This window comes from Borrelia duttonii Ly (assembly GCF_000019685.1).
Taxonomy (GTDB): Bacteria; Spirochaetota; Spirochaetia; order Borreliales; family Borreliaceae; genus Borrelia; species Borrelia duttonii.
This window is the reverse complement of record NC_011262.1, coordinates 1-17321: the sequence shown is the minus strand read 5'-3', so window position 1 is coordinate 17321 and position 17321 is coordinate 1. Positions and strand designations below refer to the sequence as shown.

Genomic DNA, 17321 nt, shown 5'->3' with positions numbered 1-17321 from the left:
TTTAAGAAAGAAAATACCAAGATATCTTCATACAAATAAAAGTATAAATAAAAAGATTTAAAAAAAAGGTATAAGTAAACAAAATGTTAACTTGAAGTTAACAGAGAAGTTAGATTAAAAAAAAGAAGAGAGATATCTCTCATTGCAAATAGATGGGTCGTTAAAATAAAATTTATAAAGAACAGACAGCAAATTTTTAAGTATTTGTTAAAGCTACCACAAAGTTCCTAGATTATTTTGTGCTGAACCCTTAAATATTAGCCCTTCTGATTAAAATACATGTCTTAAACATTAAATTTTGCATACAATGGAGAGACATATAATTTGACATAAATTAATAGTATTTGCTAACATATTTATACATAATTTTACTTATTTTTATAGCATTTAGTTAACATATAAATTACATGAAAGAATATGAAATATTAAAAGCAAAAATCAAAGAACTCGAGAAACAAAATTCAATATTACGCAAAGAAATAAGGCAATTTAAGAGGGAATTATTACAAACCAAAAGCAATCCTAAATCTAAACCAACACCAATAAGATTTTATTTAAATGATAAGACCATAAGATTAGTAAAGAAAAGTATAGACAAACTTAAACAAATAGATCCAATCTCAGGATGGTTTGTTCATATACTCTCAATTACAGGTTGTAGAGGAGTAGAGATTCAAAATATAAGACTTGATGACATAGTAAGAGAAACAAACAATAATGGTGATGTGTTTTATAGTTTACGTGTAAATGTATCAAAAAAGAGAAGTAATATTTGCATTAGAGAAGTAGTAATAAATAAATCTGAATTTGAATCTATAGAAGAAATCCATAAATTTCATTTTAAAAATAAAGGTTATACATAGGTTGAAGATAATTCAACACATAGCTATTATACAATTAAATTTAGCAAAAATCAATATTTAACATAATAAATAAGCATTATTAAAAGGCATATAGCCTTTTAATAATGAATACCAATAATGGAGATAATAAATATATTTTGAAAATTCATATTTTTCCAAATATACGCTTAGATTTAAGAAGATGTTTTTGTCCTCTATCTTTAAGAAAAAGAGGATCATATAAAACCTCTGTATTATTTGTTGCCATAAAATGGGACCCAATATTATTCTTTATCTTAACTTCACTTATCTCAAATTCATCTTTTAAACACTTATAATCTTTATCCTCAACACTAACATCTCGTTTAATACCAAAGAAAATTAAGATTCTACATGGATTTACAATATAACAATTAATCCTAATATAATCCTCATATAAGAATAGTTTTATATGATTTGTTAAATCTTCTATGTCAATATTTGCAAGATCAATAGAATTATCATTCTTTAGAAGATTACAAATACGCTTAACTTACATATCCAATGCTTCAACATAAATCATCACTATCCCTATAACGCCATTATTCCTCTCTATAACACAATTAATAGGCTCATCACCAATTAAAAAGAATAGGTTACATTTTGATAAGCCAGTACATGCAAGTTGCACTTGTGCTTGAACATGATATTTAAAGAAATATTTACTATCTAAAAAATTACCTGTTTGATTATATTCTGTAATAGCTGATGTTAAATAATTACTTTCACTACATTTAATCTCTAATCAACATAACTGACAATTACGCATTCTCATTATCACACCAATTCTATTTGGAATATAAGCATATTTATACTAAAAACATAGAGATTTGAAAGAATTATTTAACTCCACAAATGAAATCGACTATTGAACCTATCCAAATTAAAATAAAAAATTTATAGAAAAGGTTAATAGTAATTCAGATAATATGAAACTACCATCAGAAATTACATCATATGAAAAAGAGTATAAGCTGAATTCAAGTACGGCAAAAATAGGTATTGATATAATAAATAAATTTATAGAACTTCTACAAAAAAATAATAATGACAAAAATACATCTACTTATACAAATATCTTTTTAAAAGTAGTTAATTACATCTTTTCTTTATATGAAGCAAGTATAAATAGAATGGAACAGAACAAAGCTATTAAACTATTATCTGAACTTGAAGAGATCATAAGAATCAATATTAAAATAATAAAAAACTCTAATGATTATTATAATCAAGATGAGAATGCAAAATGTATCTCAACTTAGAAATAAAAGAAATAAGACTATGAATTCTTATATAAAGATATTAAAGGAGGCTTAATTTGAAAATTCAAAAAATAATTTTACTATCAAGATTAATTTCTCTTTTTCTTATAATTTCTTGTACTACTATCGCTTCATTAATAAACGAACCAACACTTCCAAAAACAGAATCTCTTAAAGAGATCAGTACTTATGAAGCTAAGTTGGCTGATTATATTATGTATTTGCAAGTATTCTTAACACGTACACAAAAAAAAGTTAAAGACCCCAATTATCCTAAGTTTGCTTATTTCAATCCAACAGAACTTAAAGACAAACATACTGTTGAAAATTTAAAGTTTAATATCAAGTTATTTCAAGATTATATCACCATCACTAAACCTATTGCTCAAGATGTATATAGAAGATATTCAAAATTGAAAAATTAATTATTTAAGCCCCTGATGGGGCTTATTTATTATCACGTTAAACTGAATAAACACTGGAATTCTTCGGCCATAGACAGTTGACTAAATAATTTTAATGGACTATTTCCAACTTTATATGAATCAAATGACATAAATATATTAAACTTCTCAAGCTTACTTAAATCCCTACTACTTTTATTAAAGTATTCTTTAATTAAATCACACCAATATTCAATACTCTTTAACATTTTATTTTTGTTAAAGTATTCAAGCAATTTAGAATCATCTCTACTTTAACAGACTCAAGATAATTGTTTATTTCTGATAAATTACTAAATAGTTTATCACTTAAAAAGTCATACATATTTCTTGATGCTATTAGTAAGTTTTGATAATACTTAAATTTATTCATATTAACATTATGTTTAACTTTGGATTTAAAATATCCAGTATTAACAACTTGTTTATTTTGTACTCTACTTTTTATTGATTGTGATTTTGTTACATCTACAGATGGTTTGTCTGTACTGTTATCTTCACTATTACAAGTATTATTTTCAATTTGTTCTTTATTATTCTTTTGTTCAATATCTAAATTACTAGCATCAGTATCAACTTCACTTTCTATCGACAAATATGCAACTAAGACATAACGTTTGAAATAAGTTATTGCAGACCCCACAAGCTGCGGCCATGTATTTTGACTTTTCACACCAATAGACTTTAATTCTTTTATATGTGTTGATGTATCAAATGAATGTTCATATCCACTTGCAGAACTATAAAATGTTGTTGTAACAACATCTACTAAATTACCATCAACACTCTTTGTAGTTGGATACTGTACAAAATCAATATCTAGATCATATTCTTTAATAACATTCTTAACTTCTCTTACTATTTCATTGAAATCTTGATATTTATATCCATAGCCATTAAGATTTTTATTTACACCATTTAAACCTATTATCAACTTTTTAAGGTTCTTTAAAAAGTCTATTCTCTTTTGATTCATTGTTGTATTTTTATTATTAATTTTTGTTGTCTTTTGTATATTTGTTTTTGTAATATTATTGTTTTTCACAACAAATCTCCTATTGTATTTATACAAATAAATATATAACAAAAACTATATTTGTCAATATTTTTGCAAACTTTTCTTTCGACTTATAATTTTGATATTATTTTTTTGATAAAAATAATATCAAATGACATTTTTACTAATTATAGATTTACTTATTACCAAGTATTAAGTTATGATAATAATAAGTAATACAAATAGGAGTGCAAAAATGAAAACTATAAAAGCTATCAAAAAGCTTGAAACACAATGCAAAAATAAATACCAACACAAACTAATAGTATTAATATCAACAATTGATTATACCAATCACAAATATGAAAAATATACACAAGGTGATCTACTTTATTACTTTAATGGTAACTTAAAACGTAATGGACAGAAAGAAACTACTATCAAAACACTACAAAAATATATATACAAATTAGGCAAAGAATTTAAAGTAACAAATAACTATTATCAACATTTAGGAATCAATATGGGTACTGAAGTTTATTATGAACTCAAATACAACAAAAAAGAATGTCACAGATTAATAAATAAAAATTTCAAAATAAAAAAAGAAAAAAGATTCCAAAAGCGCGTTAATGAACATTTTAAAAGCAAATTCAATAAAGAGGGGAGTGTAGAAAAAGCGGAGTCTTTATATAATAAATATAATAAAAATAAAAAAGAAGAAAAGTGTACAAGTCAAATCGAAGATTTTCAATTAAGGAAATATGCAAACAAATGTAATTTTAAGACGAACTTCTTCTACGATCTTCTTAAACTTAATTTAGAAAAAGAAGTAAAAGTTGAATTGTTGAGGAAATTGAAGAATGCTGAGAATGCAATAAAGAGATGTTCTATTGGGGATATTAAAAAGAAAGGAGATAAAAGATGCGTAACATTGAAAGAGAAACAAGAGAAGCTTTCATTGGTGTTAGAAAATGTAATAACAGAATTAAAAAGTAAAGGGTATGATAGTGCAGATTTAGAAGCCAAGATGGGCTTTATATATGAAAAATATAGAAACAAGCCCCATTTTATTATAGAAGAAGAGAAGTATGGGGATCTGAGCGTCATTGTTGCGAATTTAAAAAAGACGGTTAAAAAAACAGAGAATCTGAAATCACAATATGATGATCTTAAAAATAATATATTTAGCATACTGCTTGATCAATTGAGACAAAAAGTAAAGATAGAAATTCTCATACCAAAATTGAAAGAATATTTAATAAAGCAAAAGAAATTAGAATATAAAAAGGTATTTAATAACCAGTATTATTATGAACTTTTAGATTTGATAGAAAACCAGAAGGAACATTTAAAACACTCTGAATTTAAGGAAGCTGTAACTTAAGGATTTATTATGGAGCATGAATTAAATATTTTGGAAAAGAAAAAAGCAAAATTGATACCAAAAGAAGAAAAACCTCTATTTGTTAAAATAGAGGAAATTGAAAATAGAAAGATATATCATACTAAAATCATGATGGACTTGTATTCATTTGGAGTTTATACAAAAAAAAGATATGTATTCTTTATTTCGTTGAGAGGACTTTTTAATCAAAAAAAGATAGAAGCATTTCATTTATTTCCTGTAAGAGAGGGAGATAAATTTTTAGGTATTTATTATGGGTATAGAAAACCAATCAAGAATGTTGTTAGAAAATATGAAGAAAATGGGATTTCAAAGGCACATAGTTTTTCGAAAGCTTACTATATAGAGTTTAGATTTAAAAAAGGTAGTGTTTTTTGTTACATTAAGGGAATATCTCGTTTAGTTAAAAAAGATAAGATAGACACAAAATATTGTCAAATTTTAATTGATATATTGACGACTTTAGAAAAGGAGGTATATGAATATTATGCTAAAAAATTACCAGAAGGAGGTTTAATTGAAAAATGGATAAAAAAAAATCAAAAATAATTGCGATTGCAAGTCTTAAAGGAGGTGTTGGCAAAAGTACTACAGGTATAATATTCGCAACTCTTTTATCAAAAGAAAGCAAAGTTCTCTTAATAGATATAGATACACAAGCATCAATAACAAGTTATTTTTTTAATAAAATTCAAGAACAAAATGTAAATTTAGAAAGCTTTAATATATATGAGGTTTTAAGAGAAGAGCCTTTAGAAATAAGAGATGCTATTATAAATGTTAATGTTAATTTGGATTTAATACCTAGTTATTTAAGTTTACATAAGTTTAATCAAGAGGCAATTTCATTTAAAGAATTAAGGTTAAAAAAAAGGTTAGAGCCTATACAGGATAATTACGATTATATTTTAATTGATACTCCTCCTAGTTTAGACTTTACTTTAACAAATGCTTTGGTGAGTAGTCAATATGTATTAGTTCCAATAACAGCCGAAAAATGGGCAGTTGAGAGTTTAGATCTGTTAGAATTTTATTCAAAAAAGATAGGAGTTGATATACCTATTTTTATATTCGTAACAAGATTTAAAAAGAATAATACTCATAAACATTTACTTGATATTTTACAATTAAGGAGTGATTTTTTGGGTATTATATCTGAAAGAGAGGATTTAAACAGAAGAATAGCAGAAAATGATATATTTGATTTTAATAAAGATTATATCAATGAGTATCAAGGTGTTCTTGCATATTTTTTGAATAAAATGAAAGTTACACTATCTTACGGGTGGAAAATATGAGCGATTTTTTTAAACAAAAGTAATTCCGGCGCCGGAAAAATTATGAGGTGATTTATATATGAATATACATTTAAATAAAAGAAATTTATCTTCTGAAAGTGATACAATGGTTAGATATAAATCGTTAAAATCACAATTGGCTATTAATTTTAAATCTGAGGTTTGTTCTAGATTAGAAACAATGAGAATCTTAAAAGAAATTAAAGATAATAAATATTATGAATTAGATGGATATAAAAATTTTGAAGATTTTACAAAAAATTATAAATTAGCTAAGACACAAGCCTATGATTATTTAAAAATTGCTAATGCTATAGAAGAAGGAATAATTGAAGAAGAGTTTTTAGTACAGAATGGTTTTAGGCAGACGTTATTTGTTTTGCGAAATCAAGAAAGTGCGACAATAAAAAAATCAAAGCAAAACCCAATAAAACCATTGCGATTTCAACTTAAAAAGCAAGAAAGTTATGATTTTTATAAAAGTAATGCTAAATTTACCAGTTTTTTGATGGATGAACTTTTTGAAAATCAAAAAGATTTACTTGAGAAGCTTTTAAAAAAATATAAGGAATTGAAGGAATAATAATATTTGTGACTAATTTAGCATATAGATTGTATAAAACAGAAAATTTAATATGCAGACTTATAAAAAAAATAATTTGGTTAGATAACAAGCAATAATTGCCATCATATTAAAATAGTTAAAAGATGTTTAGGATATCAAAAATAATTGATATTTGTTAATATTGATTTGATTTTCTTTAGAAAAGTGGTATAATCCATTATTAGGTATTGTTCATTGCAATTCCTATTTGTATCGTTTAGAGACGTTAGAACTTAATTAAGGCTTTCGATCTAGAATGTCTTAATTAAGTTCTAATTTTTTGTGTTTATTACTAGTTAAGCAAGTTTGTGAATTAATTCTGTACATATGTAAATTTATTGTTTTTAGCAATATATATTTTTTGTAAAAATTTTTTAGAATATTGCAAAAATATAGTTTTTACTATTTAGTGATTTTTATCAATACAATAAGAGATAAATATGAACAATAGTGAAAAAATAAATAAAGTAATTAATAATGAAGTAAAAAAAGTGAATCAACAAGATTTATACACCCAACAAGTTATTAAAGGTTTAGAATCTTTTATTCCAGAGTATGATAATAATAAACAAACTAATATAAATAAAATGAGCAAAATAGGACGTAAATTACCTGGTATCAAAAAGAATGAATATTTCAAGTTTAATAGTAAAGAAGATTTTTCTATTCAACGTGGGACGTTAACAAGATTTGGTGCTAGTGAAGTTGTGAGTATATTTCTTGGTGTTTATGCTGCTTCTGCATTAATTATAAGTAGAGTACTTAAATTTTTTGGGAAAGAAGTTCCATATAAAGATAATTTGCATATTAAAAAAGGTAAAGCATTAGAAAAATTTAGGATTTGATGAGTTTCTACGTATTTATTTTGATAATATACAAGTTTTACATAAAAACAAATATGCTAATGGAATAGACAAATATAATTACTTCAAACGAGTAGGATTAGGAGATAATCTTGTTGGTGCAACAATAGATGGTTGGTTTGTAAATAATCAAGGCGAAGCAGAACTATTAGAGATTAAATATAGTGATAGTAATTATTTAACATCAGCTATTACAGAATATAATCAAACAGGTAATTTTTAGATAGTAAATATTTCTTTAAATATTATGTTCAAGCACAAGTGCAACTTGCATGTACTGGCTTATTAAAATGCAATCTGTTCTTTTTAATTGGTGATGAGCCTATTAATTGTGTTATAGAGAGGAATAATGGCGTTATAGCAAAAGTTATGATTTATATTGCGACATTAGATATGGAAGTTGAACGTATGTGTAATCTCATAAAAAGAGACAAGTCTATTGATCTTGCAAATATTGACATAGAAGATTTAACTAATCATATAAAATTATTACTACAAGATAGTGAATTATATTCAGAATTAGCAGAATTAAATTATAAAGATGAATTTATAAATTTTATAAATATTGTTACTTTAAATATTGGTAATGCAGACAGAGAATTTTAGATAAACATTTAGTTGATATTCAATCTAAGCAAACAGAAATAGATAAGAAAGAGAAAGAGCATGCTAAAGAATTATAAGCACTTACTAAACAAGATAAGGATGTTCTTAAAGATATATTTGGTAAGTTATCTATGGAGTTTGAATTAACAGATAATATTGTTTATAGATTAGGAAAGAATGTGTTTGCGTTAAATTCAGGTAAACGTGCTATTAAAGATAGATTTAAATTAATTACGGATCATTGTGGTTATTATGATATTAGTTCTAGTCGTAAGTTTTCTATATCTAATCCTGTATCTTCCATATCATATGCAATTTAATGGGAGTTGGTGCAGATGATTATACATGTAATAATCTTTATTTTAATAATTTTATATTATATGTTAAATGTATATACAAGTGTTTAAGAAATACTATTAATAAATATGTTTATGAGTATCATACAACAAAAGAATACAATAAATATTTAGATAACCTGTATTGTGATCTCCAAAGAATGGAAATCAGGCGTAGGCTTTATGATGATAGGGGTTTTAATGTCTGACATTAATAACATCACATTATCAGGACGCTTAGTTAAAGATTCACTTTTATCTTATAGTAGTACAAATTTAGCTATACTAAATTTTTCTATAGCAAATAATATTAAAGTCAAAAGAGAAGGTGAGTGGAGAGATAATGCACAATTTTTTAATTGTGTATTATTTGGTAAACGAGCCGAAACTCTTTTTCATTTTCTTAGTAAAGGTAAGCAAGTTGTTGTTAATGGATCTATGAGACATGAGTATTATAAGAATAAACATAGTGAAGTTAATAAAATTAAAAGCATTATTTTTGTAGAGCAACTGAGATTGTTTGGTGCAGATAGTAAGCATCATAATCCTAAAGTTGATATTCCTGTTCCTCCTCCTGTTCCTGATTCTGCTTGTGAATTTAATGAAGATATTCCTTTTTAGAAGTTTATAAATGAAGTTTTAAGTTAATAAGAGGTTAAATGATATATGAAATTACAACAAAATGATAATAGATTTCTATTAGAGATTAGACGTTGGAATTGTTACTTTTTATCTTTGCATTATTACATAGCATCACTTACAAAGAATAAATTTGACTTTAATGATATTAATAATAATTATTATCAATTTGTTAGTTTAGGTTATATGAAGAGTAATTGTTATATTTTAAATCCATGTAGAATCTTGAGTTTCTTTGGAGTTAAACGAGATGTTCGTGTTGAGGATAAAGATTATAAATGTTTAAAGGATGAATTTGAGATAAGTGAAGTTAGGATCAGGAATAATATTGGGTCCCATTTTATGGCAACAAATAATACAGAAGTTTTACATGATCCTCTTTTTCTTAAAGATAGAGGACAAGAATATCATTTAAAATCTGAGCGTATATTTAGAAAAATACAACTTACTCCACATATGTATTTATTGTTAAAAGGCTATATGCCTTTTTTATGCTTACTAAAAAAATAGAACCTTAACTTTTTATAAACATTTAATTTATTCCTTCCTTACGATAAAATCAAAAATCATCTTTTATGGGTGAAATATTAATTTGTTTAAATTTGTCAAATATCTCTTTATTGTTATTTGAGCTAAATATACTAACTGAATTTAATCCAAATAAGCGATTTATCTGGTTGCTTTTAGTTCCATATTTCTTTGTATCCTTACATGAAGGATTTTCTTTACAGTCAATGGCATCGCTTATATATTCAGCTAAAGTTTTCTCAGGTGCATTGTTTTTTCTTCTTTTCTCTAGTAAATTATAAGCTTCAGTACAAGCTTTATCTAGTTCTTTCTTTTTGTCGGGATTCTTTTCAATCCACGAAATAAATTGTTCATATGCGGTTATTCTGTCTTTATGTTCTTGAACACTTGTTGGAATTTTGTCAAGGCTGTTATTTTTGATTCTTTTTCTTAATATTTCTATTTTTTTGTTAAATCCATTAATAATGGCATTATACTTTTTATTTTCATTCGCTTGTGGTGTTTCTGTAGTTGGTGCTAAACCTGTTCTTTCTTGTACTTTTACTTCATCTGTACAAGAATAAATTAGTACTAAACTGTAAATTAGTAAATGTTTTAGATATTTATGCATATAATATTCTCCTTGTTTTTAAGTATACTATTAGCTATGTTGGTTTGTATAGAGATTTTTATATGTTTTCTACCACCAATGAATAATAAAAATAAACATATATTTTTTATATAATTTTTTTATTATGTTAAATCTTGATTTTTGATAAATTTAATTACATAATAGCTATGTATTGAGTTATTTTTTTAACTTATTTTTAATCTTTATTTCTAAAATAAAAAATTCTAACAAAGAGAATTGTAACTTCTTTTTGTTAGTTTGTAGTAGTATATTGATTTAATGTTATGTTTTTATAGATTATATAGCAATACATGGAATATACAATATTATTTAAAGCCATCTTTAATATCATGATATGCTTTTAATTTACTTACTTTTGAAAGACCATAAACATTATCTATTTCAGCCGTTGATGCATATTTCATTAATTCTTTAATTTCAAATGAATTGTATCCTTTACTTTTAAGTGTTGCAATAAATATATTTCTACATATATGTAGTGATTTACGATGTTTAAATCCTGATTTTGTTAGCAATTCTTTAAATTGTTTTGAAATTTCACTTATATTTATTCTATTATCTTTAAATTGATGTTTACTTTTTTGAAATAGATAAGTATGTCTTGAATCTTGTCCTTTATTTTTAAAATGAAGTTTATGGATTTCTTCTATGGATTCAAATTCAGATTTACTTATTACTACTTCTCTGATGCAAATATTACTTCGCTTCTTAGCTACATTTACACGTAAACTATAAAACACGTTACCATTATTATTTTCTTCTCTTACTATGTCATCAAGCCTTGTATTTTGAATCTCTACTCCTCTACAACCTGTAATTGAGAGTATATGAACAAACCATCCCTGAGATTGGATCTATTTGTTTAAGTTTGTCTATACTTTTTTTTACTAATCTTATGGTCTTATTATTTAAATAAAATCTTATTGGTATTGATTTAGATTTAGTATTGCTTTTGGTTTGTAATAATTCCTTCTCATATTGCCTTGTTTCTTTAAGTAATATTGCATTTTGTTTCTTTAGTTCTTTGATATTTTTGCTTTTAATATTTCATATTCTTTCATGTAATTTATATGTTAACTAAATGCTATAAAATAAGTAAATTTATATATAAATATGTTAGCAAATACTATAAGATTTAATCTTTATACTTTCTATATTTCATTTTAACAACCCATATATTTACAATGAGAGACATCTTTCTTCTTTTTTTTAACTTGTCCTTTTATGTTAACTTCAAGTTAACAATTTGTTTACTTATTCCTTTTATTTAATCCTTTTATTTTGTCTTTTACTTTGATCAAAATACTTGTATACTTTCTTTCTTAAATCTGTATTTTAAATTCTGTTTATTTCTTTTTACTTATAGATTGATAGCATTATTGATTACACATACTTTTTACCTCATCTTGAAATTTATTTAATTTATCGTCATCAATTTGATTATTGAAATATCCTTTTATTAGGGTTTTAAATTGATCTTTGCTATTAGCTTTATCTCCTGTACATAGTTTAACTTCACTATGTATATGATCAAGGATAGGATTTATCTTAGATATGTCTAGTTTTAAAAATTCATTAAAAGTAGATTCATTATTTAGAGCTTCTTTTAGAAATTCTAATGCTTTTTTTTGATCGTCACTTAGTTTTTCTTTTAAAAGCGTTTCTGGATTTTTTTGTTTTTCTTTTAGCTGTTCTTCGGTTAAATCCTTTTTATGTTTGTCTTCTTTATTTTGTGTATTGGAACTAGATTGTTTACAATTGTTTAACAATAGAATAATTATTAAAAATAATATATTGAGTTTATTCATAAATATCTCCTTTTTTGATTTAATAAATGTTTATTTATAGTCAACAATATAAATCATTATTTGCATATTGTAATAAAATATAACGTTTATATTAATTATTCGATAATGAATATGTTTAATGAAGATGTATAGCGATTATTATATTTTATGAATTACTTTGATTATTATTTGATTAGCAACTACTAAGTCGTAGTTGCTAAATGTTTACTTATTTTTGATTAATAATTTGTTTTGTTAATAATTTTTAGTCTGTCAATAATTTAGATATATTTTTATAGATTCTACTATTTTTATCTTCAAGTATGTCTCTCATTATTTGAAATTTTTTTTCATTAGTATCATGGTCTTTAATTAGTGTATGTATCAAAGACTCAAAAAATGAGCTTACATGGTTAGCCGGAAAACCTCCAGTTTTATTTCCATACAGTCTTGCATCATATTTACTGTTGGTTTTGTATTCGTTATATAAATATTCAGCAAAAGCATTTTCTACATATTGCATAATAGTCATATGATTGCTAAGGGTTTTTACTTTCTTATCTAGACAATTATATGCATTAATGAAGGCCTTACTTAATTCTTTTTGTTTTTGTATTTGTGACTTATCTAAAATCCAAGTACGAAAGATTTCGTATTTGTTTATTGAAACTAGATATTTTGCATCATCTTTATATTTTATTTTGAGATTTTTTTGTGCTATACCAAGCCCGTACATTAATAGATCAAATCTATTTTTTTCCTCAGTATCTGAGTTGATTTTTTGTAGGGGAGATTCATCTGTAGATCTCGTAATTTGGGAAGCATCACCATTTGCTTGAGCTGGGGTTTTATTTGCATTGCAACCATACAAAAATAATATAATGCAAAGTATTAATATACTTTTATTTTTATTCATAAAATATTCTCCTCATTCTACGAATTATACATTATATTTTTATTTGAGTATATGTTTATAGTCTTTTTTTAGTTGATTTTGTAAAATTATTATTTTGTTATAGAGTTTATGTTAAGCTAAATTAATTTTTGTTAATTTAGGATGTTGAAGAGATATGAATAAAGTAAAGAAATCATTTGATGATTATATTGTGTATTTTAATGAAGGGAAGCTTAGTGATGCACAGATTAGTAAAGAGATGGGTGTAAGTTTTGCTAATGTATGTAAAATTAGACGTAGATGGGAGTTTAGAGAAATCAATAATTTAGAAGAACATCCAAAAGTAACAATTAGTGAAGAAACACTAAATAATGTGTTAATTCGTGCATCTGAGCATAGTGCACAATCAAGCAGTATTAAAAGCCAGCTTCATATGGCTAGAAATAGATTAGGATTAGAATTTATTGCTTCATTTAATATTATTATTTAGATTTGGAACTTAAATCATACAATAAAGAAATAAAGGCATTAGAGAGCAAAATTGAAAGACTAAAAGAAGGAATTAATAATGAAGACGATCAAGATCTTAATAATAAGCTATTTGAACTTGACGAAGTTAAACGAGCAAAAGAACTTAAAAAAATGGAATTGTATTACCAAGTTATGCTTAAATGTATTTAGTTATATTTATTCATATAATGGAGATGGCAAAGTTCATGATGATGCTCTTGATGCATTATCAGCTGCATATTTAATTATGTCTTTGAATTATCGTGATAGAAGTCGACATTTTACTAAATTTACTTTCATTTAGCTTATAAATTATTGTATAATAGTTACATAAGGAGATTCTTTATGGAGCATATGCAAATGGAACCTGTAATTACTAGGCAGATGGTATTAAATGAGCTTGTAAAAGCGGGTATCAATAGAGAGATTGCTGATGATTTGTATTATAGATACTATAAAAATGAGCTTACTACTAAAGATCTTCAATATTTAGAAAGTAATTTAAACCTTAAACTAGAAATATTATAGCGTGGTTTAAAGGCTGATATTAAAGAGCTTGATAATGAAATAGATGCTGAATTTACAGAACTTGATACTAAGATAGATAAATTTGCATCAGAGGTTAAAGGAACATTAAAGTTGCATGCTTGGATGTTTGGAACCATTATTACTTTAACTATAGGAATTTTATTAACGCTGCTATTTAAATAAGTAAATATTTCTTCTATATAAAGAATAAGTTTTTTTTGAAAAAATTAATAATTGATCTATAATTATTTTTTGTATATTGAATAAGGTTAAATAAGGTTGATAGGTTGGAGGTAAAATGAGACACAATTCTAAAATCAATCTAATTAATAGGTGAATTAGTATATGTTGAAATATAGTTAAGTTATTATGTAAGAATTTTGGCAAAGGGAGAGCAAGAGAGCCCTCTTTTTTTTATTTTAGGTATTGTGTGTGTTATATAAATCATTTTTTTTCTTCTAATCCTTAATAAATAAGCTAGTAAGAAAGCTAAAAAGAAAGAAAAAATAAGGAGGCGAAGAAAATGAATAGAGAAGTAAAAGAAGGAGAAATAAAAGGGAAGAGAGGAATAGAGAGAGTGAGAGAGAGAGGGAATAGAATGGATAAGATGTGGGATAGAATGAGAATAAAGGGAATAATATTTATGATGATGATAGTGATGGTATGTAATAGTGGGGGAGTAGGAGAAGCAGAGCAAGGTAAAAATAAATTTTTGCAATCTTTAGTTAATGTGAGTGAAGAATTTTTGAATGTTTTCACATCATTTGGGGAAATGGTGGGGAGTGTATTGGGGTTGAGTGTTGAGAGTAAGAAATCGGATGTTGGGAATTACTTTAAGAAGGTTCAGGAGACTGTACAAGGGATAAAGGATGGGCTTAATAAAGTTGTTAGTGAGATGAAGGGAGAAAAGAATCCTAATGCTGAGGGAGTAGAGAGTGAAGTAAAGAAATTCGTTAGTGAGACGCTTGATAATATAATAGAATGAGCTAAGACAGCAAGTGAGGCAATTGGTACTAAGGGTGATGAATTAATTGGTAATGTTGCTGCTGCTGGTGTAGGTAGTGGTGCAGGTGCTGCAGGGGATGTTAAAGATCTGATAAAAGGGGAATTAAAGATATAGTATATGTAGTGCTTAAGAATGAGGGTAATGCTGAAGCTGGGGATGATAAAAAGGCTGAAGATGGTAATACTGCAAGAAATGCTGGTGATGGAGAAGCAGGAAAATTATTTGGTAATGCTGTTATTGCTAATTCTCCTAAAAAATCAGCAGCAGATGCAGCAAAGGCAGTAGGAGTAGTAAGAGGATCTGATATATTGCAGGCTATAGTGCACAATGGTTCTCATTCGGCTACTAATGCTGCTAAGGCTAATGCAAAAGATGGGACAATAGCAGGAGCTATAGCATTGAGAGGTATGGCAAAGGGAGGAAAATTTGCTAATGGTAATGATGCTGCTAATGGTGATATTGTTGCTACAGTTAAAGGAGCAGCAGTAAGTGCAGTAACTAAGGCGTTAGATACATTGATAGTGGCAATAAGGAAAACAATAGACTTGGGGCTTAAGAATGTTAAGGATTCTATGAGAATTAATTCTAATGCTACTCCTGTTGTGTCTGATAAGGATGCTTCTGGTGCTAAAAACCAATAGTCTAATAATAATGATATGACTAAATAATAAAATAAGATAAATAAAATTATAACGGTAAGATACTAAGAGTTAGATGCTTAGTATCTTTTTTTATTATGTTAAATAAATATTTATTATTTTGTTGTCATTTGTTTTTCATTATTCATTTGTTTGTTGCTTATTAGTTTTTATAGATAAAAGTAGGATGCAAGTAAAAAAAACAGAAAAAATAAAAGGGAAGAGAGGCATAGAGAGAGTGAGAGAGAGTGAAGAGAGAGGATAAGATGTGGGATAGAATGAGAATGAAGGGAATAATATTGATGATGATGATAGTGATGATGATGGGATGTAATAGTGGAGGAGTGAAGGATGCAGAGAAAGTATTTTTGAGTGAGATGGTAAATTTAGGGAAAGGATTTTTAGATGTATTTGTGAGTTTTGGGGATATGATTACGGAGACATTAGGAATAAAGGCAGATACAAAGAAGAGTGAGATTGGGGCATATTTTACTAAGATTGAGAATACAATGAAGATAGTGAAAGGTAAATTAAGTAAGATTTTGGAAGAGAATGGGAAATATGAGAAAGTGAGAGAGAAGGTAGGGGAATTTATTGGGAAGATAAGTAAGATTGAAGAGGGGGCAAAGGAAGCAAGTAAAGGTGCTAATGGTGATATAATAGGAAATGCTAAGAAAGGTGAAGATGCAGTTGCTGCTAGCAAAGATTCTGTTGTTTCTCTTGTTAAGGGGATAAAAGCGATTGTTGAAATAGTATTAGGAGAAAAAGAAGGTAATGCTGGTAATAATATAATTACTGAAGACAAAAAAGATATAGGTAAATTATTTGGAAAGAAGGATGGTGATAGGGCCCAAGAAGCAGAGGCCGCTAAAGTAAGTGCATCAATAGGAGCAGTGAGTGGAGCTGATATATTGAAAGCTATTGCAAAATCAAAGGAAGATCCTAAAGCTGATAGTACTAATGGAATTGAAAAAGCAACAGATGCAGCAGAGATAGCTGTTGTTCCATCTGTTGATGATAAGAAGGAGATTAAAGAGGATACAGCAAAGAAAGATGCAATAATAGCAGCAGGGATAGCATTAAGAGGAATGGCAAAGGAAGGTAAATTTGCGGCTAAAAAGGATGAAGATAAATCAGCAAATGCAGTAAATGGAGCAGTATCAAGTGCAGTAAATAAGGTATTAAGTACATTGGTGATAGCGATCAGGAATACAGTGGATAAGGGATTGAAAGAGATAAATGAGGTGTTGGGAGAGATTAAGCAAGGAGAAGGTGTTGAAGCTAAAGTTAGTAAGTAAGTTGTAGTGAAAATTATTAAATAAGAATATTAGTAAAGGGAGCCATGAGGTTCTCTTTTTTTTTATTTACAGTATTGAGTATTTTATATAAATAATATGCGTATAAATCATTATTTATTGACTTTTTTGTGGCCCTTCCAGCACACTGGGCGGCCGTCCGGGGA

The 17321-nt window shown here is 26.4% G+C and carries 19 protein-coding genes and 5 pseudogenes; 17 read left to right on the top strand and 7 right to left on the bottom strand.

Going from position 1 to position 17321, the window contains the following annotated elements; translation table 11 throughout:
- Positions 1-407: 407 nt before the first annotated feature.
- Positions 408-863, top strand: coding sequence for a hypothetical protein (locus BDU_RS07220; RefSeq protein WP_318250866.1), 456 nt, complete (start codon positions 408-410; stop codon positions 861-863).
- A 145-nt stretch (positions 864-1008) separates the two neighbouring features.
- Here BDU_RS07220 and BDU_RS09080 read toward each other — a convergent pair.
- Positions 1009-1626 (bottom strand): annotated as a pseudogene (locus BDU_RS09080) (DUF261 family protein); the annotation flags it as partial.
- Positions 1627-1810: 184 nt separating this feature from the next.
- On the opposite strand from BDU_RS09080, the gene BDU_RS07210 reads away from it, so the two are divergent.
- On the top strand, positions 1811-2143 hold the full coding sequence (locus BDU_RS07210; RefSeq protein WP_041177964.1) for a hypothetical protein: 333 nt from the start codon (positions 1811-1813) through the stop codon (positions 2141-2143).
- Between the two features lie 56 nt (positions 2144-2199).
- The gene (locus BDU_RS07205; RefSeq protein ID WP_012539776.1) at positions 2200-2568 is read left to right on the top strand and encodes a BBA14 family lipoprotein; all 369 of its coding nucleotides are present in this window, start codon (positions 2200-2202) and stop codon (positions 2566-2568) included.
- Between the two features lie 32 nt (positions 2569-2600).
- Here BDU_RS07205 and BDU_RS08940 read toward each other — a convergent pair whose 3' ends face one another.
- Both BDU_RS08940 and BDU_RS07200 read right to left on the bottom strand, forming a co-directional pair.
- Positions 2601-2795 (bottom strand): hypothetical protein, encoded by a 195-nt coding sequence (locus BDU_RS08940; RefSeq protein ID WP_318250865.1) that lies wholly within the window; start codon positions 2793-2795, stop codon positions 2601-2603.
- The gene (locus tag BDU_RS07200) at positions 2789-3631 is read right to left on the bottom strand and encodes an ERF family protein (RefSeq protein WP_318250864.1); all 843 of its coding nucleotides are present in this window, start codon (positions 3629-3631) and stop codon (positions 2789-2791) included. The genes BDU_RS08940 and BDU_RS07200 overlap by 7 nt, the downstream gene beginning before the upstream one ends.
- Before the next feature lie 208 nt (positions 3632-3839).
- On the opposite strand from BDU_RS07200, the gene BDU_RS07195 reads away from it, so the two are divergent.
- From BDU_RS07195 to BDU_RS07160, 9 genes are all read left to right on the top strand, one after another.
- Positions 3840-4970, top strand: a complete 1131-nt coding sequence (locus BDU_RS07195) for a plasmid maintenance protein (protein WP_041177963.1) — start codon at positions 3840-3842, stop codon at positions 4968-4970.
- A gap of 9 nt (positions 4971-4979) precedes the next feature.
- Entirely contained in the window at positions 4980-5540 is a 561-nt protein-coding gene (locus BDU_RS07190) for a DUF226 domain-containing protein (protein ID WP_012539773.1), read from the top strand.
- Positions 5516-6289 (top strand): ParA family protein, encoded by a 774-nt coding sequence (locus BDU_RS07185; protein ID WP_012539772.1) that lies wholly within the window; start codon positions 5516-5518, stop codon positions 6287-6289. Before BDU_RS07190 ends, BDU_RS07185 begins: the two co-directional genes overlap by 25 nt.
- A gap of 58 nt (positions 6290-6347) precedes the next feature.
- Entirely contained in the window at positions 6348-6872 is a 525-nt protein-coding gene (locus BDU_RS07180) for a chromosome replication/partitioning protein (protein WP_012539771.1), read from the top strand.
- Between the two features lie 461 nt (positions 6873-7333).
- Positions 7334-7738: a hypothetical protein gene (locus tag BDU_RS08935; RefSeq protein ID WP_049752335.1), complete on the top strand. Its 405-nt coding sequence runs from the start codon at positions 7334-7336 to the stop codon at positions 7736-7738.
- A 279-nt stretch (positions 7739-8017) separates the two neighbouring features.
- A complete protein-coding gene (locus BDU_RS08930) occupies positions 8018-8362 on the top strand; it encodes a hypothetical protein (protein ID WP_049752334.1) in 345 nt (114 codons plus the stop codon).
- A 131-nt stretch (positions 8363-8493) separates the two neighbouring features.
- Positions 8494-8682, top strand: coding sequence for a hypothetical protein (locus BDU_RS08925; RefSeq protein WP_049752333.1), 189 nt, complete (start codon positions 8494-8496; stop codon positions 8680-8682).
- Between the two features lie 198 nt (positions 8683-8880).
- Positions 8881-9318, top strand: a complete 438-nt coding sequence (locus BDU_RS07165) for a single-stranded DNA-binding protein (protein ID WP_318250863.1) — start codon at positions 8881-8883, stop codon at positions 9316-9318.
- Between the two features lie 45 nt (positions 9319-9363).
- Positions 9364-9846, top strand: a complete 483-nt coding sequence (locus BDU_RS07160) for a DUF261 domain-containing protein (RefSeq protein ID WP_012539769.1) — start codon at positions 9364-9366, stop codon at positions 9844-9846.
- A 49-nt stretch (positions 9847-9895) separates the two neighbouring features.
- Here BDU_RS07160 and BDU_RS07610 read toward each other — a convergent pair whose 3' ends face one another.
- From BDU_RS07610 to BDU_RS07140, 4 genes and pseudogenes are all read right to left on the bottom strand, one after another.
- On the bottom strand, positions 9896-10474 hold the full coding sequence (locus BDU_RS07610) for an Mlp family lipoprotein (protein WP_012539768.1): 579 nt from the start codon (positions 10472-10474) through the stop codon (positions 9896-9898).
- Between the two features lie 326 nt (positions 10475-10800).
- Positions 10801-11556, bottom strand: a pseudogene (locus BDU_RS09120) (tyrosine-type recombinase/integrase).
- A gap of 315 nt (positions 11557-11871) precedes the next feature.
- Positions 11872-12303, bottom strand: coding sequence for an Mlp family lipoprotein (locus BDU_RS07145; protein WP_012539767.1), 432 nt, complete (start codon positions 12301-12303; stop codon positions 11872-11874).
- A gap of 244 nt (positions 12304-12547) precedes the next feature.
- Entirely contained in the window at positions 12548-13198 is a 651-nt protein-coding gene (locus BDU_RS07140; RefSeq protein WP_012539766.1) for a hypothetical protein, read from the bottom strand.
- Positions 13199-13352: 154 nt separating this feature from the next.
- Here BDU_RS07140 and BDU_RS08915 point away from each other — a divergent pair, with 154 nt between their 5' ends.
- The 5 genes and pseudogenes from BDU_RS08915 to BDU_RS07120 all read left to right on the top strand — a co-directional run bounded on the left by BDU_RS08915 (position 13353) and on the right by BDU_RS07120 (position 17157).
- Positions 13353-13667: a DUF603 domain-containing protein gene (locus tag BDU_RS08915; RefSeq protein WP_081434540.1), complete on the top strand. Its 315-nt coding sequence runs from the start codon at positions 13353-13355 to the stop codon at positions 13665-13667.
- A gap of 180 nt (positions 13668-13847) precedes the next feature.
- A pseudogene (locus tag BDU_RS07920) lies at positions 13848-13991 on the top strand (PBSX family phage terminase large subunit); the annotation flags it as partial.
- Positions 13992-14002: 11 nt separating this feature from the next.
- Positions 14003-14398: pseudogene (gene bdr, locus BDU_RS07130) on the top strand (Bdr family repetitive protein).
- Positions 14399-14813: 415 nt separating this feature from the next.
- Positions 14814-15862, top strand: a pseudogene (locus BDU_RS07125) (variable large family protein).
- 263 nt (positions 15863-16125) lie between these two features.
- Complete coding sequence (locus tag BDU_RS07120) at positions 16126-17157, top strand: variable large family protein (protein WP_049752332.1); 1032 nt, start codon at positions 16126-16128, stop codon at positions 17155-17157.
- Positions 17158-17321 lie beyond the last annotated feature (164 nt).